27 protein-coding genes are annotated in these 24,621 nt (G+C 36.4%); 19 read left to right on the top strand and 8 right to left on the bottom strand.

Annotated elements, in window-relative coordinates; translation table 11 throughout:
- Positions 1-106: 106 nt before the first annotated feature.
- Entirely contained in the window at positions 107-955 is an 849-nt protein-coding gene (locus tag DAY19_RS11405) for a class I SAM-dependent methyltransferase (protein WP_115362528.1), read from the bottom strand.
- Positions 956-1,056: 101 nt separating this feature from the next.
- On the opposite strand from DAY19_RS11405, the gene DAY19_RS11400 reads away from it, so the two are divergent.
- Both DAY19_RS11400 and DAY19_RS11395 read left to right on the top strand, forming a co-directional pair.
- The gene (locus DAY19_RS11400; RefSeq protein WP_115362526.1) at positions 1,057-1,632 is read left to right on the top strand and encodes a Maf family protein; all 576 of its coding nucleotides are present in this window, start codon (positions 1,057-1,059) and stop codon (positions 1,630-1,632) included.
- Between the two features lie 90 nt (positions 1,633-1,722).
- Positions 1,723-3,336 (top strand): YiiX/YebB-like N1pC/P60 family cysteine hydrolase, encoded by a 1,614-nt coding sequence (locus DAY19_RS11395; RefSeq protein ID WP_115362523.1) that lies wholly within the window; start codon positions 1,723-1,725, stop codon positions 3,334-3,336.
- Here DAY19_RS11395 and DAY19_RS11390 read toward each other — a convergent pair.
- Both DAY19_RS11390 and DAY19_RS11385 read right to left on the bottom strand, forming a co-directional pair.
- A complete protein-coding gene (locus DAY19_RS11390) occupies positions 3,331-3,819 on the bottom strand; it encodes a dihydrofolate reductase (RefSeq protein WP_199506657.1) in 489 nt (162 codons plus the stop codon). The two genes, DAY19_RS11395 and DAY19_RS11390, sit on opposite strands and share 6 nt — an antisense overlap.
- Positions 3,816-4,613 carry a thymidylate synthase gene (locus DAY19_RS11385; RefSeq protein ID WP_115362521.1) on the bottom strand — a complete coding sequence of 266 codons (798 nt, stop codon included), beginning with the start codon at positions 4,611-4,613 and terminating at the stop codon, positions 3,816-3,818. Before DAY19_RS11385 ends, DAY19_RS11390 begins: the two co-directional genes overlap by 4 nt.
- A gap of 141 nt (positions 4,614-4,754) precedes the next feature.
- Between DAY19_RS11385 and DAY19_RS11380 the strand changes: the two genes are divergently transcribed.
- Positions 4,755-5,939 (top strand): exo-beta-N-acetylmuramidase NamZ family protein, encoded by a 1,185-nt coding sequence (locus DAY19_RS11380; protein WP_115362519.1) that lies wholly within the window; start codon positions 4,755-4,757, stop codon positions 5,937-5,939.
- Positions 5,940-5,968: 29 nt separating this feature from the next.
- Here the strand turns inward: DAY19_RS11380 and DAY19_RS11375 are convergent, their stop codons facing one another.
- A complete protein-coding gene (locus DAY19_RS11375) occupies positions 5,969-7,498 on the bottom strand; it encodes an alanine/glycine:cation symporter family protein (protein ID WP_115362517.1) in 1,530 nt (509 codons plus the stop codon).
- 176 nt (positions 7,499-7,674) lie between these two features.
- Between DAY19_RS11375 and DAY19_RS11370 the strand changes: the two genes are divergently transcribed.
- Together DAY19_RS11370 and DAY19_RS11365 are read left to right on the top strand one after the other, a co-directional pair.
- Positions 7,675-7,887, top strand: coding sequence for a hypothetical protein (locus DAY19_RS11370; protein WP_115362515.1), 213 nt, complete (start codon positions 7,675-7,677; stop codon positions 7,885-7,887).
- A gap of 154 nt (positions 7,888-8,041) precedes the next feature.
- Positions 8,042-8,374 (top strand): hypothetical protein, encoded by a 333-nt coding sequence (locus tag DAY19_RS11365; RefSeq protein WP_115362513.1) that lies wholly within the window; start codon positions 8,042-8,044, stop codon positions 8,372-8,374.
- A gap of 64 nt (positions 8,375-8,438) precedes the next feature.
- Here the strand turns inward: DAY19_RS11365 and DAY19_RS11360 are convergent, their stop codons facing one another.
- Complete coding sequence (locus DAY19_RS11360) at positions 8,439-9,146, bottom strand: hypothetical protein (protein ID WP_115362511.1); 708 nt, start codon at positions 9,144-9,146, stop codon at positions 8,439-8,441.
- A gap of 91 nt (positions 9,147-9,237) precedes the next feature.
- Positions 9,238-9,438, bottom strand: a complete 201-nt coding sequence (locus DAY19_RS11355; protein ID WP_115362509.1) for a hypothetical protein — start codon at positions 9,436-9,438, stop codon at positions 9,238-9,240.
- A 106-nt stretch (positions 9,439-9,544) separates the two neighbouring features.
- Here DAY19_RS11355 and lysS point away from each other — a divergent pair, with 106 nt between their 5' ends.
- Complete coding sequence (lysS, locus tag DAY19_RS11350) at positions 9,545-11,122, top strand: lysine--tRNA ligase (protein ID WP_115363730.1); 1,578 nt, start codon at positions 9,545-9,547, stop codon at positions 11,120-11,122.
- 6 nt (positions 11,123-11,128) lie between these two features.
- Here the strand turns inward: lysS and DAY19_RS11345 are convergent, their stop codons facing one another.
- Positions 11,129-11,638, bottom strand: coding sequence for a hypothetical protein (locus DAY19_RS11345; protein ID WP_133296953.1), 510 nt, complete (start codon positions 11,636-11,638; stop codon positions 11,129-11,131).
- A 263-nt stretch (positions 11,639-11,901) separates the two neighbouring features.
- Between DAY19_RS11345 and DAY19_RS11340 the strand changes: the two genes are divergently transcribed.
- From DAY19_RS11340 to DAY19_RS11330, 3 genes are all read left to right on the top strand, one after another.
- Complete coding sequence (locus DAY19_RS11340) at positions 11,902-12,576, top strand: hypothetical protein (RefSeq protein ID WP_115362505.1); 675 nt, start codon at positions 11,902-11,904, stop codon at positions 12,574-12,576.
- A 164-nt stretch (positions 12,577-12,740) separates the two neighbouring features.
- The gene (locus DAY19_RS11335; protein ID WP_115362503.1) at positions 12,741-14,075 is read left to right on the top strand and encodes an aminopeptidase P N-terminal domain-containing protein; all 1,335 of its coding nucleotides are present in this window, start codon (positions 12,741-12,743) and stop codon (positions 14,073-14,075) included.
- Entirely contained in the window at positions 14,075-15,214 is a 1,140-nt protein-coding gene (locus DAY19_RS11330; RefSeq protein WP_115362501.1) for an exonuclease/endonuclease/phosphatase family protein, read from the top strand. The genes DAY19_RS11335 and DAY19_RS11330 overlap by 1 nt, the downstream gene beginning before the upstream one ends.
- 9 nt (positions 15,215-15,223) lie before the next feature.
- On the opposite strand, the gene DAY19_RS11325 is transcribed toward DAY19_RS11330, so the two are convergent.
- Positions 15,224-16,204: a polyprenyl synthetase family protein gene (locus DAY19_RS11325; protein WP_115362499.1), complete on the bottom strand. Its 981-nt coding sequence runs from the start codon at positions 16,202-16,204 to the stop codon at positions 15,224-15,226.
- A 114-nt stretch (positions 16,205-16,318) separates the two neighbouring features.
- Between DAY19_RS11325 and ubiE the strand changes: the two genes are divergently transcribed.
- From ubiE to DAY19_RS11280, 10 genes are all read left to right on the top strand, one after another.
- A complete protein-coding gene (gene ubiE / locus DAY19_RS11320; protein WP_115362497.1) occupies positions 16,319-17,032 on the top strand; it encodes a bifunctional demethylmenaquinone methyltransferase/2-methoxy-6-polyprenyl-1,4-benzoquinol methylase UbiE in 714 nt (237 codons plus the stop codon).
- The gene (locus DAY19_RS11315) at positions 17,033-18,406 is read left to right on the top strand and encodes an isochorismate synthase (protein ID WP_115362495.1); all 1,374 of its coding nucleotides are present in this window, start codon (positions 17,033-17,035) and stop codon (positions 18,404-18,406) included.
- The gene (gene menD / locus DAY19_RS11310; RefSeq protein WP_115362493.1) at positions 18,388-20,109 is read left to right on the top strand and encodes a 2-succinyl-5-enolpyruvyl-6-hydroxy-3-cyclohexene-1-carboxylic-acid synthase; all 1,722 of its coding nucleotides are present in this window, start codon (positions 18,388-18,390) and stop codon (positions 20,107-20,109) included. The genes DAY19_RS11315 and menD overlap by 19 nt, the downstream gene beginning before the upstream one ends.
- A 4-nt stretch (positions 20,110-20,113) precedes the next feature.
- Positions 20,114-21,010: a 1,4-dihydroxy-2-naphthoate octaprenyltransferase gene (menA, locus tag DAY19_RS11305; protein ID WP_115362491.1), complete on the top strand. Its 897-nt coding sequence runs from the start codon at positions 20,114-20,116 to the stop codon at positions 21,008-21,010.
- Complete coding sequence (locus DAY19_RS11300; protein ID WP_115362489.1) at positions 20,998-21,969, top strand: hypothetical protein; 972 nt, start codon at positions 20,998-21,000, stop codon at positions 21,967-21,969. The genes menA and DAY19_RS11300 overlap by 13 nt, the downstream gene beginning before the upstream one ends.
- A 19-nt stretch (positions 21,970-21,988) precedes the next feature.
- A complete protein-coding gene (locus DAY19_RS11295) occupies positions 21,989-22,171 on the top strand; it encodes a hypothetical protein (protein ID WP_115362487.1) in 183 nt (60 codons plus the stop codon).
- A 96-nt stretch (positions 22,172-22,267) separates the two neighbouring features.
- Complete coding sequence (locus DAY19_RS15255) at positions 22,268-22,435, top strand: hypothetical protein (protein WP_158536886.1); 168 nt, start codon at positions 22,268-22,270, stop codon at positions 22,433-22,435.
- Between the two features lie 91 nt (positions 22,436-22,526).
- Positions 22,527-23,681 (top strand): hypothetical protein, encoded by a 1,155-nt coding sequence (locus DAY19_RS11290; protein WP_115362485.1) that lies wholly within the window; start codon positions 22,527-22,529, stop codon positions 23,679-23,681.
- A gap of 72 nt (positions 23,682-23,753) precedes the next feature.
- Positions 23,754-24,005 carry a GlsB/YeaQ/YmgE family stress response membrane protein gene (locus DAY19_RS11285; protein ID WP_199506656.1) on the top strand — a complete coding sequence of 84 codons (252 nt, stop codon included), beginning with the start codon at positions 23,754-23,756 and terminating at the stop codon, positions 24,003-24,005.
- 43 nt (positions 24,006-24,048) lie between these two features.
- Positions 24,049-24,618 carry a hypothetical protein gene (locus DAY19_RS11280; RefSeq protein ID WP_115362483.1) on the top strand — a complete coding sequence of 190 codons (570 nt, stop codon included), beginning with the start codon at positions 24,049-24,051 and terminating at the stop codon, positions 24,616-24,618.
- Positions 24,619-24,621: the final 3 nt, after the last annotated feature.

Raw genomic sequence — 24,621 nt, 5'->3', positions numbered from 1 at the left:
GGAAGATAAAAAGATAAATAAGATTTTACTCTTTATACAAGAAGAGAAATTTATTTAAGGTTTTTTTGAAAGAAAGAGAGGCCGTCAAATAAACTGACGGCCATTATTAACTAGCGTTTGCGCTTGCTTGTACAAAACTATAATAGAAAACAGCATTTGGATCATTTGAAACTTTCCTAAGCTCAACTCGCATAAGATCAACCGTTTCTTGATCAACTCTTCCCTCTTTTACAAGTTGAGGTGCAGCCGACAAGAGTAACTCACACCAATAATCGATAAATTCTTTTCTCTTATCAGGACGGCGATTATCTAAATGCCATGTCTTTGACTCTACTTTTATATTTTGAAAACCTTGTTGCATAAGAAGGTTTCCAAGTTTTGCTCCAATAAATGGATCTCCACCCATATCGTATTGGTAATCATTAAATGCCTGCCAATACTTCCAAGTGTTAGGAGAATAAGGATCAAGTAAGAAACTTGAATTCATAACTTCAGATATATATATTCGACCACCAGGGCGAAGAACTCTTCTGGCCTCAGACAAAACTTTTGCGGGCTCAGGCACATGCTCTAAAATCCAACAAAGAAAAGCTCCATCAAATTTGCGGGAACTAAATTGTAAATCCGTTGCATCCATTTGATGAAGATCGAATCGATCTTTTAAGGCCCCATTTAGAGTAGACTCTAAAAAGTCCTTGGCAGATGCAAGCTGGTGTTCACTACGATCCACACAAGTTATATGCATATCAGGAAAACGTCTAAGTAGAATCTCCGTTTGCGCACCAACACCACTACCTATTTCAATAAGTTCTTTAACTCGAGAAAGATTGATATTCTTATAAACTGTTTGCTCTGCAAATCTGGCCTGTGCTCTTAGTCGATCTTGTTCGGCCTTATCAAAGCCGTGAAGATATGGAAATTCACTCTTCTTTTTATCATCTTTAATATCTGTCATATTTACCTCAATAAGTTTTGCTCATTATAACATGCTTAGACTTTAAGGGGGATTTTTGCTAAGCTTGGCCACATAAGTTCTTTATAACACAGGAAATTACTATGCAATTAATATTAGGATCTTCATCACAATTTCGACAGAATCAGTTAAAACAATTAGGTTTAGATTTTACATGTGTATCCCCTAATATTGATGAAGAGGCCATAAAAAATGATGGTATCTCACCCCTTGAAGTCTCTAGACAGCTTTCACTGCAAAAGGCGCAAGAAGTTTTAAAGAATAATCCAGAAGCGATCATTATTGGTGGAGATCAGGTATTAAACTTCAATGGTGACATATTTAATAAGCCTGAAACAATTGAGAATGCTATCTCTCATCTAAAAAAGCTACAAGGTAAGACTCATGAGCTTATAACGAGTATTGCTGTTATCTCAAAGGATAAACAAGTAGTCGAAACAGTTGTCTCTAAAATGACAATGAAAGAGCTAAGTGATGAGCAAATTGAGCGATACGTCGTATCTGATGAGCCATTATGGAGCTGTGGAGCATACAAGCTAGAGACCCAAGGCATAGCACTCTTTGATCAAATTGAATGTCCTGATCATTCATCTATCATAGGACTTCCACTAATTGCTCTGTCTAAAATCCTTCCAGAGTTTGGAATTGATGTCCTCTAAGTACCCAATATAAGTAGAAAACAACATTTCCGACTAAATAACTCCACAAAGATTTCCGATAAGACCTATTGAAATCTTTGTGGGGGAATCATGTTTAAAAAGAAAACAATCGCTGTTGTCTTAAGCTCGCTCTTATTAATGGCAAGTTGTACCAGTAAACACGAAAAATATAATAATCGTGTTATCTCTTCGGTAAACCTCTATGGACCGGAGCTTGAAACCTATTATGATCATGAGCATCTTGAAAACTTTCAAAATCGCGTTGAAGAAATTCTGGTTTGGCGACACAAGGCCATTGATTTCATCATTGAACTTGAAGAGCAAAAAGTATTAAAAAGTAATCAGATCACAAAGATTCATGAAGAAGGAACTGAAACTTATAAGAGTTTCCGTGATGCTGTTTGGCCTAATGTGGAAAATGCAAAATGGATCACAGATAAGTATAACGAGATCAATATTATTGAACAAGGCCGCTCTGAAATTCTTGATAAGAGAAAGAAAGTTAAAAAGCCAGGGCCAAGAAATAAAGACCGTCATGATGATTACCGCTGGGTTAGATACAAAGAAATTAATATCAACCCACAAGATGAACTTGGAAAGAGTTTAATCTATGATATTAAAACTGCCATCGCTACTTCATTAGTTATGTATGATAATTACATGATCGTCTTATCTCAAATTCAGGAAATGAAGAAAATCAGACATCTTGTAAACTATGACAATGCTGATCTTAAAAACCAATTAGCAAAGATTACCTATAGCTTTAATAAATACGATAATTACAACCGTATTGAACGCGGGCTAAAACTTTATGATGATCTAGTAAATTACTATATTAAGCATGATGTAATACCAGATAGAGCAAATTACTATCTAGACTCACTAATTCAATCTTCACAATCTTTTGTTAAATTAGATAAAGAATTTAAAAGTGGAATTTTTGGAAGAAAAGTATCAATGATATGGCGTTATATTACTGACTACTTTAAAGAAAGTAAGAATAACGTTACTCACGTTGTCTCTCAAGGCTTTGGAAATACAGCAGGCCTTGTCCAAACAAGAAAAGGAAAATTATACGACCCTTCACCACAAAGAGTTGCAGAACTTGAAGCGCAGTTAGAACCGCTGGATATTCTTTTAGAAAAGACTCCTTTTAGACTTACAGATAAATTTATCCCTGGTCACTGGGGACACGTGGCGATATGGACCGGTAATAAACAACAGCTACAGGAACTTGGTATCTGGGATCATCCAGAAGTTGTTCCTTTTCATGATGAGATTGAAAATAAAGGCAAGAGAATCATTGAAGCTTTAAGGCCAGGTGTTCAATATAATACTCTCCACCACTTTATGGATATTGATGATCTTGCGGCCGTAAGGCATCAGATAAACCTCACTCGTGAAGAAAAGCAGGATTATCTAATCAATGCTTTTAGACAGATCGGAAAAGTATACGATTTTAATTTTGATGTTGAAACAGATGAGAGAATTGTTTGTTCAGAGCTTGCTTATGTAACTTTTGATGATATGGACTGGCCAATTGCAAAAGCAGCAGGCCGCTATACAATCTCACCTGATAACGTGGGTGAAAAAGTAGGGCCAGGCCTTGAGTTTAAAACTGTTCTACTTATACATGATGGAAAAGAAGTCGGTGGCGACCTCGACTCCAGCTTTAGAAAATTAATGAAAGATAGTACTTTATAATCGATTCAAAACGCAGAACCTCCACGCCGGTGAGTTCTGCGTTTTTTCAAATACCTTCTCTTCACTTACACTAAATTCACTTCGATCAAATTTAGGAAAATACACATCGGCATCTCCTTCAAAATCAACCTCTGTTAAATAGATGCGATCAACCTTAGGAAGATAGTATTCATAAATATAAGAGCCACCTATAACAACGGCTTCCTCAACGCCAGAGGATTTAAGATCTTTTAGGACTTCTTCAGGATCAGTAAAGACATCGCATCCTTCAATTTTTAATGAAGGATCACGAGAGATGACAATATTACGTCTCTTAGGAAGAGGTCTTCCGATAGACTCATAAGTTTTTCTTCCCATGATAATCGGCTTGCCACTTGTTATTTTTTTAAAATTCTTTAGGTCTTCGCTAATATGCCAGAGCAAATCATTGCCCTTTCCTATTTCACGATTCTTACCAATTCCAACAATAAGAGAGAGGATCAAACTGAAACCTCGGCCTTAATATGTGGATGGGCCTCATAGTCTTCAAGCTTGAAGTCCTCATAAGTAAATTCAAAAATAGAATTAATCTCAGGGTTAACCCACATTTTTGGAAGAGGATGTGGCTCGCGAGTAAGTTGGAGCTTGGCCTGCTCAATATGATTTAAATAAAGGTGAGCATCCCCCATTGTATGGACGAACTCTCCAAGTTTTAAACCTGTAACTTGAGCTAGCATCATAGTGAATAATGCATACGAAGCAATATTAAATGGTACACCTAAGAAAATATCAGCTGATCTTTGATAGAGCTGACAAGATAATTTCATATCAGGTGAAACGTAGAATTGGATAAAAGAATGACATGGAGGCAAGGCCATATTATCAACATCGGCCGGATTCCAAGCAGTTAAAATATGACGACGAGAAAAAGGATTCTCACGTAGACCTTTAACTAAATTTGCAACTTGATCAACCTCATCACCATTTGGAGTTTTCCAGTGACGCCACTGATAACCATAAACGGGACCAAGATCTCCATTCTCATCTGCCCATTCATCCCAAATGCGAACCTTATTTTCTTTTAAATATGCAATATTCGTATCACCTTTTAAAAACCAAAGTAGTTCGTGAATAATTGAACGAAGGTGACATTTCTTTGTAGTAACTAAAGGGAAACCTTCTTCTAGATTATAGCGGGCCTGATAACCAAATACAGAAATCGTACCAGTACCTGTGCGATCTTCTTTCTTTTGACCATTTTCAAGCACGTGCTTCATTAAGTCTAAGTATTGTCTCATCCTTGTGTCTCCCTATGTATAAGTATGTTTGTGTGTTTTGTTGTGTTAAGTTTTGTGTTGTTTGTCTAAAGTTTATTATAACCAAATATGCACAACTTTAATAGCTTGCAACTCGTCAAAAAGGCCCATAAAATATTACACATGATAAAAATAGGACTCGATAGATTAAGAGATGACGCATCTCTACAAAATAAGATTACTGGTAATATTGCTCTTTTGTGTCACAGCGCAAGCGTCGACTCAAATTTGAAAGTTGCCCCAATACTATTCAAGGAATTTTTTGGAGATCGATTCAAAAAACTCTTTGGCCCACAACATGGTTTCGTTAGTGATGTTCAAGACAATATGGTTGAAACTGATCACTATACACACCCGTTCTTCCAAGTTCCGGTTTACTCTTTATATAGCGAGACAAGAAAACCCACAAAAGAAATGTTAGAAGGAATTGATACTTTTGTGGTGGACCTTCAAGATGTTGGAACACGTGTCTATACATATATAACAACTGTAACCTACCTCTTAGAAGAGTGTTCTAAACAGGGAATTAAAGTTGTTATTCTCGATCGCCCTAATCCAGTAGGCCTTGAAAAAATTGAAGGCAATATTTTAGAAACAGAATTTAGATCTTTTGTAGGGGCCTTAGAGATCCCACAAAGACATGCTCTTTCCATGGGCGAATATGCAAAGTACGCTAAAAAGAAACTAGGTTTTAGTGTTGAATTAGAAGTCATTGAAGTACAAGGCCTAACAAGATCAATGTTCTGGCAAGACACAGGACTTGAATGGATAAACCCTTCTCCTAACCTTCCTACTCCACAAGGTGCTCATACATTTTGCGGTACAGTTCTTTATGAAGGAACAAATCTTAGCGAGGGCCGTGGAACAACACGAGCACTTGAAGTCATAGGTCATCCAGCAATAGAAGCCTATTCCTTTGTTGAGGGGCTAAGCGATACACTACATGAAATTGATAATAATAGCTTTATTCTACGTCCAGTTAATTTCATGCCTACTTTTAACAAGCATGCAGGTGTAGCTTGTGGCGGCGTCCATATTCATGTAACTGATCCAGCTAAATTTAATTCATGGCATGTTTCTCAATACCTTTGTCGAGAATTTAAACGTGTTTTAGGTGATAAGTTTGAATGGGACAAAAAGGACTATGAGTACGCATTTGGAAATCTTGCAATCGATCTCATTAATGGAAGTCTCTTTGTCAAAGAATGGGTAGAAAGATTAGGTTCAATGGATGAGCTTATAAGTTTTGAAAAGAAAGGCCACAAACAATACTTAGAAGAAATCGAAGATATAAAAATCTACAAATAAAAAAGGGGCCTAAGTGGCCCCTTTCTTTTTTAGAAGTATTCTTTCATTTGACCTGATTTAAATCGATCAAGATAATCTTGGGCCTTGGCCTTCAAGATTCCTGAGAAACAAACCATTCCAATGATATTCGGGAATGCAATTGACAGTAGCATTAAGTCAGCAAATCCAAGAACATTACCAATACTTAGTACTGGACCGAGAATAATAATAAATACATATGCAAATCGGTAGAAACGAACAGCATTATAACCTAAGCGTTTTTCAAATAGATAAACAGTTGCTCTCTCACCATAGTATGACCAAGAAATAACCGTTGAATATGCAAATACACAAATTGCAACTAATAAGAAATAAGGCATCCAACTTCCTAAATGAGAAAATGCGAGGGCCGTCATTTCAACACCTTGTTTTGCAACTTCTGGATCTTTATAAGCACCAGTGATTAAAAGTGTTAAGGCCGTAATTGTACAAACAACGTGAGTATCAATTACTGGTCCAATCATAGCAACAACACCTTCACGCACAGGCTCTTTTGTTTTAGCTGCTGCGTGAGCAATTGCAGAAGAACCAAGACCGGCTTCATTTGAAAATGATGCTCGTTGAACACCTGTTAACATAACAGCAAAGAATCCACCAAATGCCGCATCTGGATTAAAAGCTTCTTTGAAGATTTGTACGAACATATCTGGAATCATACTTGCGTTTGAGAAGATAATTGCTAGACAAGAAAGTACATAGAAGACACACATGAAAGGAACAAGCTTAGAAGTTACACTTCCAATCTTTTTAATCCCACCAATAAGAACTGCACCAGCAAGGAAGGCTAGAACAATACCAACAATCCATGGATTTGCATCAGGGTGTTGATTAGCGATAATCTTATATGTTTGGTTTGCTTGGAAAAGGTTTCCACCACCAAGTGAAGCACCAATAGTCATAACAGCATAGAAACAACCCATGATCTTACCTAGCATCGGCCAATTATGATTTTTAAACATTTCGCTTAAATAAACCATTGGTCCACCTAAGATATCTCCTTTCATAGTCTTTTGCTTATAAAGTTGAGCAAAAGTTGAAGAAGCAAATTTTAGTGACATACCAAAGAAGGCAATAATCCAAATCCAAAAAATAACACCTGGTCCACCGCGGCCAATTGCAAGGGCAACACCAGCGATATTTCCAAGACCAACAGTCGCAGATAATGCTGACGTTAGGGCCTGAAAGTGAGTAATATCACCTTCATCTTCAGGGTTATCATACTTTCCACGGATAACATCAATTGAATGCTTAAAAAGACGTACATTGATAAATCCGAGACGAATAGTAAAGAAGAGTCCACCAAATACCATCACTAATAAAATTAGTGGCATCGTGATAACTTCACCCCAATAGAAAACTGGAACAGGGAAAAATAGGAATTTTTCATAATGTTCATTGAATGTTCCGAAAATTTTGTTTACTTGTTCTTGGAGCTTAAGCTCATCTTGAGCAAAAACGCTCAAGCTGGTAAGCGCGGAAAATAGCGCTAATAAAACGCGAGTACTTGCGAGTTTAATCATTTAAACAATCCTTTGTTTCTAGTTTCTCTCTCAAAATTCGTATTAGAATTTGTGTGTAATTTAATACTTTCTTAAATTTTAAAGAAAGTTTATCGAACTTGTCACCTTTTTTATTTTCGTAGCGTTAAAATTCGGTTATCCTTAATTCATTAATTAGAATTAAAAGGAGTTACTAAGTGAGCAAATTGCCAACATTAGAAGAGGCCATTGAAATCGTACGCCCACTAGTTAAATATTCGGTTGTAGAAAACCAAAAGCATATCGACCTATCTGTTGCCACAGCAGATAAGCGTATGATCTCTCAACAGGCCTTAATGGTTATCAAGAACTCAATTGATAAAGGCTTAGTGGATCAAAAAGAAATCAATACTAAGCTTGGTTTAGACTAATTATTTCAGACACTTAGATCTGAGCACACAAGAATTACAAGAAGCCGTCAGGAATCTGCGCAGTTTGTGCTTCAAATATGTTCATTTATTGAACGTCTATGTAAGGCTTACAAAATCGATGAGGCAATAACATGCCAAATGCTAAGATATAGGCATGAAAGCAATACTACTGAGCCTAATTATCTCTTTCCAGTCTTATGCGGCCATCCCACATAACGGCGATGACGAGCGATCAATTAGAAATCCCATTGCTTTAATGAAGCAATCAAATGAGATTCGCCAAATTACAAAGAAAATGAATCTTGTCCTTTTAAACTCTGTCAGAGTTCGTGGCTTAGATAATGAACTAGGTCGTGAGATCAATGAATTGGCCCATGAGATTCAATTTTTGAATGAATCACAAGTAGATTACGATCAGCAGTATTTAGAACTTTTGGAAGAAGAAGTTGAATTATATAAACAAGAAATTGAATTCCTTACAAAGTAATGTAAGTGAACCCTCCCCCCTCTTTTATACAAAAAACCGAAGCAATGCTTCGGTTTTTTTATTTCTAATCAGCTCTTTCAAACTTTTGGTATAAAACAGAGTAATCACTTCCGCGGTAATCCCTTATAAATATCTCACTTTGTTCAATTGCCATACCGTAGTAACGAGAATTTTTATTAATATCAAAGCGATATTCATAAGAACGATAAAGATAGTAATTACCATTACTATTTTTCGTATAAATACCAACAGCTACTCCATCGTCAGAGAAGACATTGAAGACATGATAATTACCACCTACTTTCTCTTGAACCTTAGGCTTAGTACCTACGTTATTTAATGTGTAGTCACAGATCTTAGCGAGGTAGAGATTATTCTCAGTAGGAATATCAGTAATAAAGTTCTTTGCTGTTCCTCGAGTTCCTTTGAAGACAGGAGTTGAGTCGTAATCATTAGGCGCTTCAATATAGACACCTAAATTTGTAATATCTCTTGTATTTGGATCTCCGTAGACCTTTTGTCTGCGAGAAAAGATGAAATCTTCAGAAAAAACATTTCTTAAAATATTATCGTGATGCTCCTCAAGGGCCTCACATATTCTTGTCATACGATTTAAGCTATTGTCGCCTAATTCGGTATTAACAATCTCTAAAGCTTGACCAGCTCTAATTATTCCACGATCACTTTCGCCTTCCTTGCCGTAGTCTTCACAACCCGCAAGAGAGAAAAGTCCAAGAATCACAAGACAATACTTTAAAAGATTAAATGACATTTAAAACTCCATTTTTAAATATAAGATACTTCTATTCTAACAGAATATTTTTAAAGTAGATAATTTCAGTCTTGAAAAGTCTTACAAAAGCTTAATCGATAACACGATAATCTGCTTCAATAACATCTTCATCTTTGAATTGACCTTGAGGTCTTTGGCGTTGAGAGTGATTTGTAGAAAACGGGTTTGCCTTAGGCTTCTTATCGGCCAGGACTCCGCTTGATCTTAGAAGTCTTCGGATCATAATAAAGACCCAATAGAAAATGGCCGCTTTTACTAATGCTGCAAACATGCTTTAAATCTAGCATAAAAGTGGCCAAAATATAATGAAAATTCTTAACTACGCGAAATTATTTTGCTATAGTGGCCTAAATAAAAATAAAACTAGTGAGTACTATATGTCAGAAAAACTAAATCTTGTTCACTGGGCCGACATGACGGCCGATCGCATCATTCGCCAACACGGCGACAAAGATGATTATGTTGTGGCCAGTGGGATCACTCCATCAGGAGTTGTTCATTTTGGTAACTTTAGAGAGGTTATCACAACAGACCTTGTAGCACGCGGACTTCGTGCCCGTGGTAAGAATGTTCGCTTCATCTTTTCATGGGATGATTACGATACGTTTAGAAAGATTCCAGGTAATCTTCCAAAACAAGATGAATTAGCACAATATCTTTTCCAACCAATTGTTGATACTCCAGATCCATTTGGTGAACATGAAAGCTATGCTGCTCATCATGAACACAACTTTGAAGAACAACTTAAGAAAGTTGGTGTTGAAGTTGAACCAATTTATCAGGCAAAGAAATACCGTGCTGGTGATTATAAAGAACAGATTAAATTAGCACTTAATAAGAGATTTGAAATTCGTGATATTTTAAATCAATACAGAAAAGAGCCATATGGTGATGACTATTACCCGGTATCTGTTTACTGTGAAAAGTATAAAACTGATAAAACGACAATTCTTTCATGGGACGGTGAAAGCAAGTTACGCTACAAGCATAACGAGCACGACTATGAAGGAGAAATCGATATTAATACAACAAGCCTTGTGAAGCTTCCATGGCGAGTTGACTGGCCAATGAGATGGGCATTTGAAAAAGTTGACTTTGAGCCAGGTGGAAAAGATCACTCTTCTCAGGGTGGATCATTTACGACAGCAAAAGACATTGTAAAAGTTTTTGACTGGCAGGCACCGATCTATCTTCAATACGACTTTGTCTCAATTAAAGGCCTTGGCGGAAAAATGAGTTCCTCAAAAGGGAACCTTGTTACTGTTAATGATATCCTAAAGGTATATGAGCCAGAAATGGTTCGTTGGATCTTTGCTTCATATAAGACAAATGTTGATTTTGCGATCTCATTTGACCTTGATGTTTTAAAAACATATGAAGACTATGATCGCCAAGAAAGACTTGCTTTTGGCCTTGAAAAAGGTAACGAGAAGAAAGTTGCGATGGCAAAGAGAGTAATTGAACTATCTCAAATTGGAGAGCACCCTACTGAGTGTCCTTTCCAACCTTCTTTTAGACACCTGTGCAATGTTCTACAAATTAATGATGGAGACATTGAAGCAGCACGCTCTTACTACGCTGATCAAATCAAGACTGATAGAGACGAAAGGCGCTTTAGAGAAAGAAGTGCATGTGCTCTTCACTGGCTACAAGAGAATGCTCCAGAGGAATTTAAATTTGCTATCAATAAAGAAGCTGTTGATATGCCTCTAGAAGATAAGGTTCGCACATACCTTGATAAGCTTGTTGCACTTTGCGAAGAGCAGTGGGATACGATTGAAAGTGATAAGGAATTTAACGATAAGATGTATGAAGTGATGCATGAGCTAGAACTTAAGCCAGCGGATATTTTTGCACCAATTTATCAAAAGTTAATTTCACGTGAAAAAGGTCCAAAGCTTGCAGGATTTATCCGCACTATTGGAAAAGATCGTGTCATAAAACTTCTTAAATAAGAAATCTTAAAAGACTTTTTTAAATACTAGGCCATCCTTTGCGATGGCCTTTATTTCAATAGGATAATTTCTAAATTGTTTTAATCTCTTTGCCACCTGAAGATCACTTTCTGACAACATACAAAACTTCAGGTTCTTTTTATCAATTCGACATTCACTGAGATGAGTATGAGCGATCTCGGCCTTTAGAATCTTAAGTCCGTACTTACGAGATAAGCTTTCTAGCTCCAGCATTGTATTCATAATACTTTTGTAATCAGAAACACTCTTATAACGGCCCTTAAAAATTTTAGATTCAATAACCTGATTAGACTCTAAGTGGAATCGGATTTGAAGAACTTCTCTTTTAATGAGTCCATATAGAGCAAAGGAATGTCTAAGTAGCTTCTTGTCCCACCTACTTGGAGCAGTTATGCTTTGTCCCATGTAGACGACTTCTTGGCCATCTAAGCTTAAACGACTAAAGTCGGATTCCATTGCATGTATTTTAACTCTTTCATAGAGACTTAATTCCATACAATAATTATCGGAATGAAGATTTTGAATTATGAAGAAATCTTAACAACTAATGAATTTGGGAAAATTTTGTACATTTAGGGACAATAAGAAACCATTAAATTAGGATATTTGTAAGAATTTCACATTCAAAATGTTATTTTTCTTGAATTTTCTTACAATTCGGCATTTTTTTAGTCCCGTAAGTAATTGAAATTGTCAGCTTAAACGTCAACTCATAAAACTAAGTTAACAAAATAAAAAAAACGAGAGGGGTTTTATTTATGAAAAAGTTTTTAGTTGCTGCTGCTTTATTTGTTACTTCAATGGCCACACAATCAGCGATGGCCCAAGATTGTACTGCTGAACTTGTTGCCAGGAATGGCAGGGTTTTAGATACTTTCTTTGCTTATGACTACAATTACAATCAAGCTTGCCGTGAAGCACTTTCAAGATGTCACTTTGAGCAAAACAGAAGATCTTATGATCGTGTTGTAAGAAATGCTAGTTGCCAAGTTGCTTACACAAGACCTGATCCAAGGCCAAGAAAAGAAACTTGTTCATTTAACCTAGTTAATACAAATAACGGGCGTATTGTTGATACATTCACAGCACAAGGAAACACTCAAATGAGAGCTTGTGAAAAAGCAGATAATAAGTGTTTTGATGCTCGTTACGAAAAGAATAATCCATGGAAATTTACTTGTGAAAAGATACGTGGTGGGCGTCCAGGACCAGGTCCAGGGCCAAGACCAACGCCAATCGTAACAAAGTTTTGTTCATTTGATCGCATAGCAAATGGAAGATTTGGTGGAAGAGTTGTTCAAACATATACTTCTTCGGCCAGAGGACCAAGAGGAACTGGTGTACAAGCTCGTGCATGTTCTGAAGCAAGATCACAATGTGCAAGAGATGCTCGTATCAGCGGACGTCGCGATACTTGTATGAAGAGATTTTAATTAAGAGAAGAACCTATTTTCTTCATTAGGTTTTTTGGTTGTCTGGGGGGAGCTTTACGGCTCCCCCTTTATATTTAGTCTTTATTTATCCCAATTTGAAAGTTCCTAATTTGCCTTTTGTCCTTATTTTGATATGATTCCCATCAAATAAAAGAGAGGTATAAATGTCTGAAAATATATATAACACACGTCGTAAAAAGCTATTAGAAATGATGGATGATGGAATTGCCGTTATCGCATCTGCTGTCTATCAGCACAAGAGCAATGATACAGAGTTTCCATTTCGTCAAAATTCAAATTTTCGTTACTTAACAGGACTAACTGAAGCCGATAGTGCTCTAGTACTTAGTAAGAAGAATGGTAAGACAAAGCAAATTCTCTTTGTAAGACCAAAAGATCCTATTGCAGAAATGTGGGCAGGTAAAAGACTTGGTCCAGATAAAGCAGCAGAACTGACAGAAGTTGATGAAGGTTATTCAATCAATGACCTGGAAGAGAAATTAGAAGAGCTACTTCCAGGACATGAGAATCTTTATGTTCACCTAAGTGAGCGAACTGATATTGCAGATATGGCAAGAAAGATAAGTGCATCTTTATTCCATAAGAAAAGAGCTCAAAAAGAGCTTCCTCCTGCAACGATTAAAAATGTAGGTGCTCTTGTTGAGAGAATGAGACTTATTAAAGATGAAACTGAAATCGCACAAATGCGCGAGGCCATGATTGTTACAGATAAGGCCCACCGTGCAGCAATGGCACTAGCAAAACCAGGTGTAACAGAACAAGAAGTTAATGCTTTAATGATGTATCTTTTTTCAAAAGGTCCTTCTCAAGGCAGTGCATATGACAATATTGTAGCTGGTGGTAATAATGCTTGCATTCTTCACTATATTAAAAATGATGAGCCACTAAATAGTGGAGACTTACTTCTAATTGATGCCGGTAGTGAACTTAACGGTTACGCAACTGACATCACAAGAACATTTCCGGTAAGTGGTACATTCACAGGAATTCAAAAAGAAGTTTATAATATTATTTTAGACTCTCAAATTGCTGCAATTGAATTATCAAAACCAGGAAATAACTCAAAAATGCTACACGCTAAAGTTAGTGAAATCCTGACTCAAGGACTAATTGATCTTAAAGTCTTAAGTGGAAGTGTAGAAGAAAATATTGCAAAAGATAATCATCGTAAATTCTTCCCACATGGAACAGGACACTGGCTTGGACTTGATGTACACGACCAAAACCCATACCTAGTAGAGGGAACAAACGAGCCAACACCATTTGAAAAAGGTGTTATCTTCACAATCGAGCCAGGCCTTTACTTCCCTAAGGAACTTGACAATATTCCAGAGGAATTAAAAGGAATTGGTATAAGAACTGAAGACAATATTCTTATTACAGCAGATGGACATGAAAATTTATCACACATGATTCCAAAAACTGTGGAAGAAATTGAAGAAGCTTGTAAGCAAGACGTAAAGGATTTTCTATTCTAATGAAAGCACTTAACTTTGTTATTGTATTTGTACTTCTACTATCATGTTCTTCAAAACAGACACGTGATGATGAGATCAAACTTGTTCATTGGAATATTAAAGAGCTTGAAAGTAATAAGCTTAGAAAAAAGAATGACCAATTAACGAGTGTAAAAAATATTTTAACAAAGTTAGACTTTAATGCCTTAAGCATTAACGAGATACAATACGACTCTCGCGGAGAGAATATGGAGCTTCTTTTAAGCCAATTAAAAGAAGATACTGATCAATTTGCAGTAAGTTTTGCCAAAGCAAATACTGGAAAGAATGCAAAAAAGGTTAAAGGTAAGTACACAAAAGATCGCAAGAATGCAGATCAGGTTAACTACGGCCTCTTTCCTGGCCAGTACTCAACAGGTTTTGCTTCCAAGCATCCTATTAAAGAAGAAAGAATTATTTCTGATATAACTTGGAAAGAATTTAATCCTGCTATAGACCTTTCAAAGTACAAAACAGCAAATGGTAAGCCTTTACCAAAAGATATGGAGCTCTTTGATAAGAGTTTTACTCACCTAGTGATAGAAGCCAATGATACTGAAGTACATATAGTACTACTTCATGCTGTACCAAGTTATCACTTTGGAAATCGCAACACTCCAAACTATGAGAGAAACCGCGATCAACTACGCTTTCTAGAATGGTATGTAACTGGAGCAACAAATTTTAATGTTGTGATGCCAGAGCGCTACAAGAAACTAAGACCAATTCACAAAGATGATCGCGTGATTGTCATGGGCGATCTCAATACATCAATCTATATGAATAACCCAGGCTCAGTCGTTCTTAGAAGGCTCTTTAATCACCTCTCACCTTGGCTAAAAAATCCAGGGCCAACAAATGAGCGACAAACATTTGCGGCCAATCGCAACCCACTAACTCTAGACTATATTGCTTATCGTGGACTTAAACTCATGGATGCAGGAATCTATAATCCAGAAACCCTTGTGGAGAAAACAAATGTCTTTTGTACACCACCAAGTGAACTTCCAAAGTTTATGACAAAGGGATTAGATAAGCGTGTAACTTGTATCGATGATGATGCAATTGAGCTTAAGCAGGCAAGTGATCACTTCCCTATCTGGGCAACATTTAGACTTTAAGACTAATAATTAAGACTTACGATTAAGAATAAAGCCACCGATTAACTCTAGTGGTTTAATCGTTTCACTAAGGCGCTCTTCATTGAATCCACGCTCAAGTAAGCTTGTGCGAATCTCATGTAGAATATCATTAGCTTCTTCGATTAGAGCATTTGCTTCGCTTTTTATATTTTCGACATTTGGATGAACTTGATCAAGTTCAACAATATCCTTGAGATCTTCACCTTTTTGATAAGCATCCATTTTAAGAGGATTCTTATCAAGATAATCATAGATTACAGAATTTACAAGGTTGGCCTCAAGATCAAGATGGGCATCTTTAAGACTTTCGCCATCACTAAAGTCCAGAGTATCATCAATCATTTGAAAAGCTATACCAATAAGATGTCCAAAGCGTGCGGCCTTATTAGCGATCTCTTCATCTTCTAGCCCAACATATGCGCCAGACCAGCAACACCATCCCATAACTGAGGCAGTTTTGTGAAAAGCAATTTTCTCAATAACTTCTTTTGAATAGATTCGACTCTCAAGAGCATCAGATTGTATCCACTCGCCAATTGCAAGCTCTTGAATGACCTGAGACATCGTTTGTAAAATCTTAACGGAGCCAATTTGTGATAGGCTTAGAATCACATCTGCTAGTAAGTAATCACCAGCTAAAACGGCCTTCTTATTAGATGCTTCCACATTAATTGAAGGATTTCCACGCCTTTGCGTTGCATTATCAATGACATCATCGTGAGCAAGAGAGGCTGCATGAACCATTTCAATTGCACGGGCACAGATTGTTACATCATTCTTATCATGGGCGTTAAAGAAGTCCGCCATTAAATAAGTAAGCATTGGACGAAGACGTTTACCGCCAGAAAGTACTGTTTTTTCTAGGGCATCTTTCACTGCTTCTAAGCAATTAGAAGACTTTATCTCGAGGTCAATATTAACTGACTTATCCAAGATTTGTGGAGGAATGGATTCTAAAAATTCGTTCATTGTTTTTTCCGTTTTAATATAATTACCACTTGTCGATATAGGCCGTAAATGATTAATATAACGCAAATACTATTAAAATATCATGCATTGCAAAAACGCAGAGGTTAAAACAATATGAGTAATAAAGAACTCGCAAACAGAAAGACTAAATCGTTTGAAATTTTCGACAAAATTGCAGGAACATATGATCTCTTAAATCATATCCTCTCTTTTGGCGTTGATATTTATTGGAGAAAGATTGTTATCGCAAATCTTCCAAAGAAAGAAAAACTACAATGCCTAGATCTTGCATGCGGTACGGGTGACCTAACCATTGCATTAGCGCGAGCAAAGAATGTAGAAAGTGTTACTGGTATTGATCTGTCAAAAGGCATGATTGAAATTGGTAAGAAGAAGATTACAAATAAGAAATTAGATAATGTCGCAAAAATGCAAATTGGTGATGGAGTAGAAATTCCAGCTGCTGATGAAACATTTGATGTAACAAGCGTAAGTTTTGGAATCAGAAACTTTCCAGACTACAAGACTTCTTTGCGAAATATGTATCGAGTAATTAGACCAGGTGGACGAAGCTTTATCTTAGAATTCTCAATACCAAAGAATGCACTTTTTAGAGGGATCTATTTCTTCTACTTTAGATACCTACTTCCATTTGTTGGAAATTTAATTTCAAAACATAAAGATGCTTATACATACCTAAATCAAACAGTAGAAGACTTTCCATATGGACAAGAGTTTGCTGATGAGATGACGAAAGCAGGATTTAAAAACGTACGTTTTATTCCTCTTACATTTGGTATAGCCACTCTTTATATTGGAGACAAGTAATTGCGCCTAGCTGCTAATAACTTACAAATTGATATCATTAATCAGCTTATAAAGCTTGATCCAAATGACGAGCGTCTAGTTAAAGGGCCTATTTACACCCTCTTCAAACTAGAAGCTGGCTTTAATAATATTTCATCTATAATCGATTTATTTCAAACATATCGAAAGTTTTATTTTTTAAATAAAGACAAGGATTGTGAATTCCTTGCTCTAGGTTCTTGGCAGGACTTTAACTCTCTTTATCACTATGAAGATATTGAAAATCTAACGAGAGAGCACGACTTCTTAAAAATATGTGGTGCTCAGAGGTTTAAGTCAGAACCAGATTGTTTGGAATGGCATGGCCTAGAAGATTGTTCATACTTTGTTCCAAAAGTTATTATCGATGGTGGGAATCAAGGTGTTGATATTAAGATCATACTTCCTAATTCATATTTTGAAGATGATAACGCCAAGAAAGAAGCTCTTCACAAGTTGGCCATCTCATTAGAGCCAAACCCAAAGCATATGCATAGTGAATATAACTATATAACAAAGAGTATCTCTGCTACGAGTAAAACTCAGTGGGGAAAAATGGTTAACGAGGCAGTAAGTAAAATAAAAGAACAGGACCTCAAAAAAGTCGTTCTATCTCGTAAATTAAAATTCACATTCAAGCATCCAATTTGCGCTTATGAACAATTTAAAACACTAAAAGAAAATAATACAAATAATAGTTATAATATTCTTTTTCAATTCTCTGCTAATCAGTGTTTTTATAGTGTCACACCAGAGACTCTTTTTAAGATGCAGGGGCGCAATGTTTATATCGACTCTCTTGCAGGAACAATAAAGAGAGGAAAGAATAAGCAAGAAGATGAATTCTTAGAAAAGACATTACTATCTAATGAAAAAGAGTTAGAAGAGCATCGCCATGTTTCAAGTTATATTGAAGGTGCACTGAAAAAACTAACTAAAGATCTTCACATTACAAAGAAAGAAGAAATCTTAAAGCTAAAATATATCCAACATATTCATTCTAAATACGAAGGTGTTTTAAGTGATGATGCAAAAGCAAGTGATATAATCACTGGACTTCATCCAACACCAGCTGTAGCGGGACTGCCTAAGAAAGAGTCAATTGAGCAAATTGACCAATTAGAAAAAAGCTCTCGTGGACTTTACGCTGCACCAATAGGATTCTTCTCTAAGGAAAAGACTGAATTTGCAGTCGGGCTTAGATGCGCTTTAGCAGACAAACAAGACCTTCATATTTATGCAGGTTGTGGAATTGTAAAAGATTCATCTCCTGAAAAAGAATGGAATGAAACAACAAATAAAATGAGAAACTTTACGGAAGTTATCAAGGCCAAATCATGGACAAATTTCCAATAACACAAAATATTTCTCGCCTATGGGCATCGATCATCGTTGATGAATTGGCAAAGAATGGCATCGTCGACTTTTATACGGCACCGGGTATGCGAAACGCTCCTGTTTTAGCAGCGGCCCATTACAATGAAGATATAAAAACATACTCATTTCTTGATGAGAGAGCTCTGGCCTATCGTGCACTAGGAAGATCAAAAGTAAGTGAATCCATTCCTCTTCTTACTTGTACTTCAGGGACGGCCATGGCCAATTTTGCTCCTGCTGTTATTGAGGCCAATAAATCAGGCCTGCCACTGGTTATCTTATCTGCTGATAGACCAAATGAACTTGTAAAGACAGACTCAAATCAGACAATTGATCAGACAAGAGTTATCGACTCACATACATGCTATAACTTAAACCTCGAAGCACCTAATGAAGCTCTAAGTGCAACGAGATTAAGAACATTGATCTCAACGGCAATTGGCCGTGCAAAGATAAATCGCAGGCCTGTGCATATCAACTTTCCTCTTAGAGAGCCTTTAGATAATACTAAAGGTTATATCTCACAAGAATATCTAAAGGCATCACTTGAGAGTTTTCATAAGAATGGTGCAAAGGTTATCTCAAGCGCTTATCAGAATTACCAAATGGAATTTAATCTTCAAGAAAGACTTGTAAAGGCAAAGAACCTCCTTCTTGTTATCGGAAAACTTGATGGCAAGAAAGATATCGATCATTACAGAGAGTCGTTAAAAAGCATACGAATTCCAAAGTATCTTGATATTACAAGTGGATTAAAATATGAGTTTTGTCTTGAAGACTATCTAACTCCAAATTTTGATCACCCAGAAGTATTAAGCGTATATGAACAAAATCCCCCAGAGCTGATTATTCATATTGGTGGAAGACTAGTATCAAAACACTATTATAATTATCTGGAAAAAACAGATTGTGAGCTTCTACACGTAACAAATGTTGACTTTGATCACGATCCTGGTTTTTCTAATACTCAAAAGATTATTTGTGACCCACTCTCCTTTTTAAAAGGTCTTGCAAAACTTGAGCTTGAACAAGCTCCACCTGTTATGTGGCATGATTTTGTAGAAAAGAAGAGGGCCGTAATTGAAGAGTCTGGCCTAACTCAGCCTTTTATTTCAAAGAACATTATAGAAAAAATTGATTTAGACTATGATCTTCTTATAGGTAATTCAACAATTGTTAGAAGCTTTGATAACTTTGTTTCAAGTAATCTACGTCGCCATGTTAAAGTTTTCACAAATCGTGGAGTAAGCGGTATTGAAGGATTCATGGCCACACTAATGGGGCTAAGTGATGAGAATGATCGTCCAAAACTATGTTTAATAGGAGATATTTCTTTTAAACACGATCTGAACTCACTTTATATGCTAAACCAAGCGGCCCGTGAAAAGAAGAATTTAACAGTTATTATCATCAATAATTTTCAAGGTGATATCTTTAACCTACTTCCAATAGCTAAAGAAAAAGACTTCCTAGATCTACTTACAACACCACATGATGACCGATTTGATAAAGTTATTGGAGCATTTGAAGAATTAGAATACAGCTCATGTGAAACAAAAGAAGACTTTAATAAGCAAGTACTAAATGCTTTAAAGAATCAAGGTGTAAATATTATTGAGGCCATTACAGATAATGCTTCAAACTTAGAATTATTTAAAAAATTAAAAACTGTAAAACGTTAAAGATATGAAAGATAATATAAAAGGATTTATTCTTGCCTCAAGGCCAAAAACTCTACCGGCAGGTGCATCACCAATTATTATGGCAACGGCATTGGCCTATAGTGATACACAGAAATTTTCCTTAATTATCTTTATCCTAACTCTACTATGTACTGTCCTATTACAAATTGCCTCTAATTTAATAAATGATTATTACGATACACAAACAGGCGTTGATACTGAAGAAAGACTTGGCCCAACACGTGTAACGAGTAGCGGACAACTAAAAGCAAGTACAGTGAAGACAATGTTTATTTCAACTCTAGTGCTCGCCTTCATCCTCGGTATCTATCTCATGTATGTCGGTGGCCCCATTATTATCGCAATGGGACTAATTTCGATGCTAGCGTCATATCTATACACAGGTAGCCCATTTCCTCTATCACACTACGCTTTAGGTGAATTACTAGCACTTATCTTCTTTGGCTGTGTTGCTGTCTGTGGTGCCTATTATCTCCAAACGAAACAAATCACAAATTCAGCACTGCTCCTAAGCCTATTTCCAGGTTTTTTAAGTAGTGCAATTATGGCCATTAATAATGCCAGAGATATCAATAGTGATACAAAGGCCAAGAAATTAACTCTTGGAATTCTTTTAAATAAATTAAGGCCAAACCTTTCTAGTTGGCTTCCTCTTATATTTGTAATTTGTGCAAATATTGTCATTATCGTTCATAGTGTAATTTATGAACAATGGTATTTGAGTTTTGCCGTTGTAGGTCTTGTCCTTCCTTTTCTAAAAACGTGGATATATCTTATTTTAAATAGGCCCTCAGTGGAGTATAATAATAGTCTGGCCAAAACTGGAAAGTTCTTATTCTTATCATCTCTTATTTACGGGGGACTTCTTTGGATAAATTAGAATTACATTTAACTTACAAAGAAAGAGAAGAATTTATAAAGCCTTTTCACGCTAAAGCTCGAGATATTAAAGGCTCTGACTACTATCACTGTGAAGTTAAAATTAATGGCGAACTCTACACTAGTTATGTAAATTACTTTGAATTCTTCTATGATGGCCAAGACCTAAGAGAAACATACGAAATTATCTATGATTTAAAATCATTCCTAGAAAGACCAATTGAAGAAGCGACAATAATTGATGCCCCTCAACTCCCAAAGAATATCATTGTTGCATTTGAATATGCCTTAATTAAATATTATATAAAACACAGCCCACATCACTGCTTTTTCACACAAGACAACACTGTTAAAATTAATCTCCTCTTTCAATCAATTAAAGCCAATGAGGTTAAAAAAGGTGATGTGATTAAATATAAAATCACACCGACTCCTAATATAGGAGAAGTTATAAAAAATCTTGAATTAATGAGTAGCAAAGGCGCCATCATTCGCTTAGATGGTAATCGCAGCCTTGATCCAGACCAAATTGAAAGTCTCTTCTACAACCTATCCCCAGAAGTGATCGCAAGTATTGAATACTTTGAAGAGCCATTTGATACGCTTGATAAGTGGTCTCACCTTGTTTGTTCTCAAGATATTCCACAGGCCATTGATGAAAGCTTCAAGTTTAATGAACGTTCTAGTATTGCTGAGGATATAAATCATATCATTATTAAATTTGGTGTGAACTGCAGCGTTTTTGAATATTTTCAATTAAAAAAAGATGATCGCAAATGGCAGATCACCATCACTAGTGGCTTTGAAGCGCCTAAGCTTTTCAATCTTGCCACTCACCTGGCCTCACGTGAAAGAAATGCCGCAGGGCTCTCAACCTTTATGTTTTTTAAGAATGGGTTAAAATTAATAAAAGACTACTCTAAAGAAGAGTCTATTATTAAGGCCTTTAGGCTTATTTAACATTCATTAAGGAGGATTCATGTTTAGAGCTATCACACTATGTGCACTGCTAACATTCGCTTCATGTTCAACTATGCATCACGGAAAGTCTTGTTCAAGAGACGCTAAAGCTTGTTGTAAGAGCGATAAAAAGAAGAAAGATTGCTGCAAGAAAGACGGTCAATGTGATCGTAAGTCTAAGAAATCTCAAAAAAAGTCTTAGAATAAAAGCATACTAAAATGAGCGGCCTGCATATTTTGCAGGCCTTCTTTTATTCTCAATTAGAGCTATAATATGTAGAGATAATAGGAGATTATCATGAAAAAATTAGCCTACATTTTAACTGCGACAACACTTATTTTATTGACTTCATCATGCGCTTCTACTTCTAGAGATGTAGCAAGTGAAAGAGGTGAATGTAAGGAAAGACGTATTCCTGACCACTCTCAATATTACGAAGATTACGAAGAGTGTAAGAATTACTAATTCCCTACCTTAACACAAAACTGTTTTTACACATTGATAAGTTCTTGATAAATCTTCTCTCATATTAATATGCCAAATTAAGAGAGAGAAGATGTTTAAGAAATCCCTATTTTTATCATTGTTGCTACTTTCTAGCTTCAATTCACTAGCTGTAAATTATAACGTCAAAGCATTCTTAGTACTAGATCTACTAACTTTAGAAAAAGTTGGTGACGATAGTACGAAAGCAGAAATGGGTTATGGTACAGCAGATGTTAAATTCTACTTCAACCACAATGAATGGAGTGCAAAGTTTAAGCTTGATATTGACGCTGTTGAAGAAGCTGGTACAACTGTTGACCTAATGGAAGAAGCGGTTCTTTCATATCGCTTCAACAATAATTGGAAGCTTACAGGTGGTAAAGGAAAGGTTCCTTTCTACACTATGCACTTTGGTATTTCTGAAAGAAATATGATGGATGGTGGTTACCTAACTCAAACGTATTCAAGCATGAGAGCTGGATACTTTAAAAGAAAGTACTTATTAACACTTCGTTATGGTGGTTGGCGCCAAGGTCAAATTCACGACGTAACTTTCTTTGGAAGCAACCAAATGGCAAGACGTGATCGCGATGATGAGTCTCGTCCATATCTTCCTAATGGGGACGATGAAATTTCATACGACACAGAAAGAACTTTTAATACAAACTTTCAAAAAGGTTTTGCTTATAAGGGTAGAATTATCCCATCAAGAAATCATGAAATCATCTTTGGTGCTTTCTCTTACTGGAGAGATATCGATCCTAAAGAAGATTACGGTTTCTCACTGGCCTACCAATTCGAAAATCGCGACTGGAGTGTATGGACAGAGGCCCTTTATGGTTACTGGTCAGCTCATCCAAATGATCGCTATACGAAACTTAGACAAGAATCTTATAACGCCCAATTAGGCTTCCTATATCGCTTAGCAGATAAGTGGAACGTCGGGATTAACCTTGAGTACTCATTCGTAACTGATCGTGCTCACGATAGAAATGATTACCCAGCAGACTTCGGTCAATCAAATTTCAATGATGGAAACCTAAGACACGTTAGCCTTTATAAAGCCGATATTGGTGCTCAATACCAAGTTGGAAGAAACGTACAGCTAAACGGTGGTATTCTAATCGAGCGTCAAATTGATGAGGAAACAAGTACGAATGTATTTGGTAACCCAGAGAAGACAAATGCTTATGCTCTTAACTTCTCATTAACAACTTGGCTTTAATCAATTTAAGTTAAATTAACTAACAAATAATCATTAGCACCTCTTAAAATATATTTATTTAGGAGGTGCCTAGTGGCCATCGAACAATTCATAATCATTCTCTTTATTGGTGCTATTGCTGGCTGGCTGGCCGGAAGCCTGTACAAAGGTGAAACCTTTGGCCTCGTTGGAAATATCATCGTGGGTGTAATGGGATCATTCGTAGGAAGCTTTGCTTTCCATTTAGTAGGCCTTACAAGTTATGGCCTTATTGGAAGTATCATAATCTCCACCATCGGCGCTATCGTCTTTCTAGCAACTCTCCAGCTGCTACAAAAACTCTGAAATATCATAGACTAAGCGTGGAGCTAGGATTATAATACGCCCCATGGGCCTAATGTTTATATTTCCAGTATCTAAAGAAGAAAGAGATCGTATTACTATTAACGAGCAAGGACTTACTCTAAAGACCTATGGACTACCTATGGTTTTCTGGGGCTACCTTCTTGCTGCAGCAACTGTTGTCTTTGCCATGTTTATTGGCGTAAAGGGGCCACTTGTAAAACTCTATGAAACAGGTGATTCAATTAACCAGGCATTAGTTATTGCTGTAAGTGCGACTCTGATTCTACTGCCCCTCATTACATTATGTTTTTATATGTATGAGAAGTTCATCATAAAAAAGGACGACAAGCTAATTATCAAGCATCGTCTATTCTTCATTCCGATATTAAAGAAAGTACATAAATTGGAATCGAGTGATTCATTTAGTATTGATCACTTTATGGACTCTCCAAATGTTGCAAAGATGCAACAAGACCCAACAATGCGTGGCTTTGAAAACAAAGGGTATTTCCAACTATTTGCAAAGCTGGATAACGGAAAATATGTCTTTGTGGATCGTTCTAATAGAAAAGCAGACCTGAAAAAGATTCAGGCCCTACTTTGTGAATTTTAGAAA

The sequence above is a fragment of the Halobacteriovorax vibrionivorans genome (genome assembly GCF_003346865.1).
GTDB lineage: Bacteria > Bdellovibrionota > Bacteriovoracia > Bacteriovoracales > Bacteriovoracaceae > Halobacteriovorax_A > Halobacteriovorax_A vibrionivorans.
This window is presented reverse-complemented; position numbering and strand designations above follow the sequence as displayed.

What these genes read in the sequence shown, in the direction of transcription:
- DAY19_RS11405 (WP_115362528.1), bottom strand. Translation starts at nt 955, where the DNA reads ATGACAGATATTAAAGATGATAAAAAGAAGAGTGAATTTCCATATCTT.
- DAY19_RS11400 (WP_115362526.1), top strand. Translation starts at nt 1,057, where the DNA reads ATGCAATTAATATTAGGATCTTCATCACAATTTCGACAGAATCAGTTA.
- DAY19_RS11395 (WP_115362523.1), top strand. Translation starts at nt 1,723, where the DNA reads ATGTTTAAAAAGAAAACAATCGCTGTTGTCTTAAGCTCGCTCTTATTA.
- DAY19_RS11385 (WP_115362521.1), bottom strand. Translation starts at nt 4,613, where the DNA reads ATGAGACAATACTTAGACTTAATGAAGCACGTGCTTGAAAATGGTCAA.
- DAY19_RS11380 (WP_115362519.1), top strand. Translation starts at nt 4,755, where the DNA reads ATGATAAAAATAGGACTCGATAGATTAAGAGATGACGCATCTCTACAA.
- DAY19_RS11375 (WP_115362517.1), bottom strand. Translation starts at nt 7,498, where the DNA reads ATGATTAAACTCGCAAGTACTCGCGTTTTATTAGCGCTATTTTCCGCG.
- DAY19_RS11365 (WP_115362513.1), top strand. Translation starts at nt 8,042, where the DNA reads ATGAAAGCAATACTACTGAGCCTAATTATCTCTTTCCAGTCTTATGCG.
- DAY19_RS11360 (WP_115362511.1), bottom strand. Translation starts at nt 9,146, where the DNA reads ATGTCATTTAATCTTTTAAAGTATTGTCTTGTGATTCTTGGACTTTTC.
- DAY19_RS11355 (WP_115362509.1), bottom strand. Translation starts at nt 9,438, where the DNA reads ATGTTTGCAGCATTAGTAAAAGCGGCCATTTTCTATTGGGTCTTTATT.
- lysS (WP_115363730.1), top strand. Translation starts at nt 9,545, where the DNA reads ATGTCAGAAAAACTAAATCTTGTTCACTGGGCCGACATGACGGCCGAT.
- DAY19_RS11345 (WP_133296953.1), bottom strand. Translation starts at nt 11,638, where the DNA reads ATGGAATTAAGTCTCTATGAAAGAGTTAAAATACATGCAATGGAATCC.
- DAY19_RS11340 (WP_115362505.1), top strand. Translation starts at nt 11,902, where the DNA reads ATGAAAAAGTTTTTAGTTGCTGCTGCTTTATTTGTTACTTCAATGGCC.
- DAY19_RS11335 (WP_115362503.1), top strand. Translation starts at nt 12,741, where the DNA reads ATGTCTGAAAATATATATAACACACGTCGTAAAAAGCTATTAGAAATG.
- DAY19_RS11330 (WP_115362501.1), top strand. Translation starts at nt 14,075, where the DNA reads ATGAAAGCACTTAACTTTGTTATTGTATTTGTACTTCTACTATCATGT.
- DAY19_RS11325 (WP_115362499.1), bottom strand. Translation starts at nt 16,204, where the DNA reads ATGAACGAATTTTTAGAATCCATTCCTCCACAAATCTTGGATAAGTCA.
- ubiE (WP_115362497.1), top strand. Translation starts at nt 16,319, where the DNA reads ATGAGTAATAAAGAACTCGCAAACAGAAAGACTAAATCGTTTGAAATT.
- menD (WP_115362493.1), top strand. Translation starts at nt 18,388, where the DNA reads ATGGACAAATTTCCAATAACACAAAATATTTCTCGCCTATGGGCATCG.
- menA (WP_115362491.1), top strand. Translation starts at nt 20,114, where the DNA reads ATGAAAGATAATATAAAAGGATTTATTCTTGCCTCAAGGCCAAAAACT.
- DAY19_RS11295 (WP_115362487.1), top strand. Translation starts at nt 21,989, where the DNA reads ATGTTTAGAGCTATCACACTATGTGCACTGCTAACATTCGCTTCATGT.
- DAY19_RS15255 (WP_158536886.1), top strand. Translation starts at nt 22,268, where the DNA reads ATGAAAAAATTAGCCTACATTTTAACTGCGACAACACTTATTTTATTG.
- DAY19_RS11290 (WP_115362485.1), top strand. Translation starts at nt 22,527, where the DNA reads ATGTTTAAGAAATCCCTATTTTTATCATTGTTGCTACTTTCTAGCTTC.
- DAY19_RS11280 (WP_115362483.1), top strand. Translation starts at nt 24,049, where the DNA reads ATGGGCCTAATGTTTATATTTCCAGTATCTAAAGAAGAAAGAGATCGT.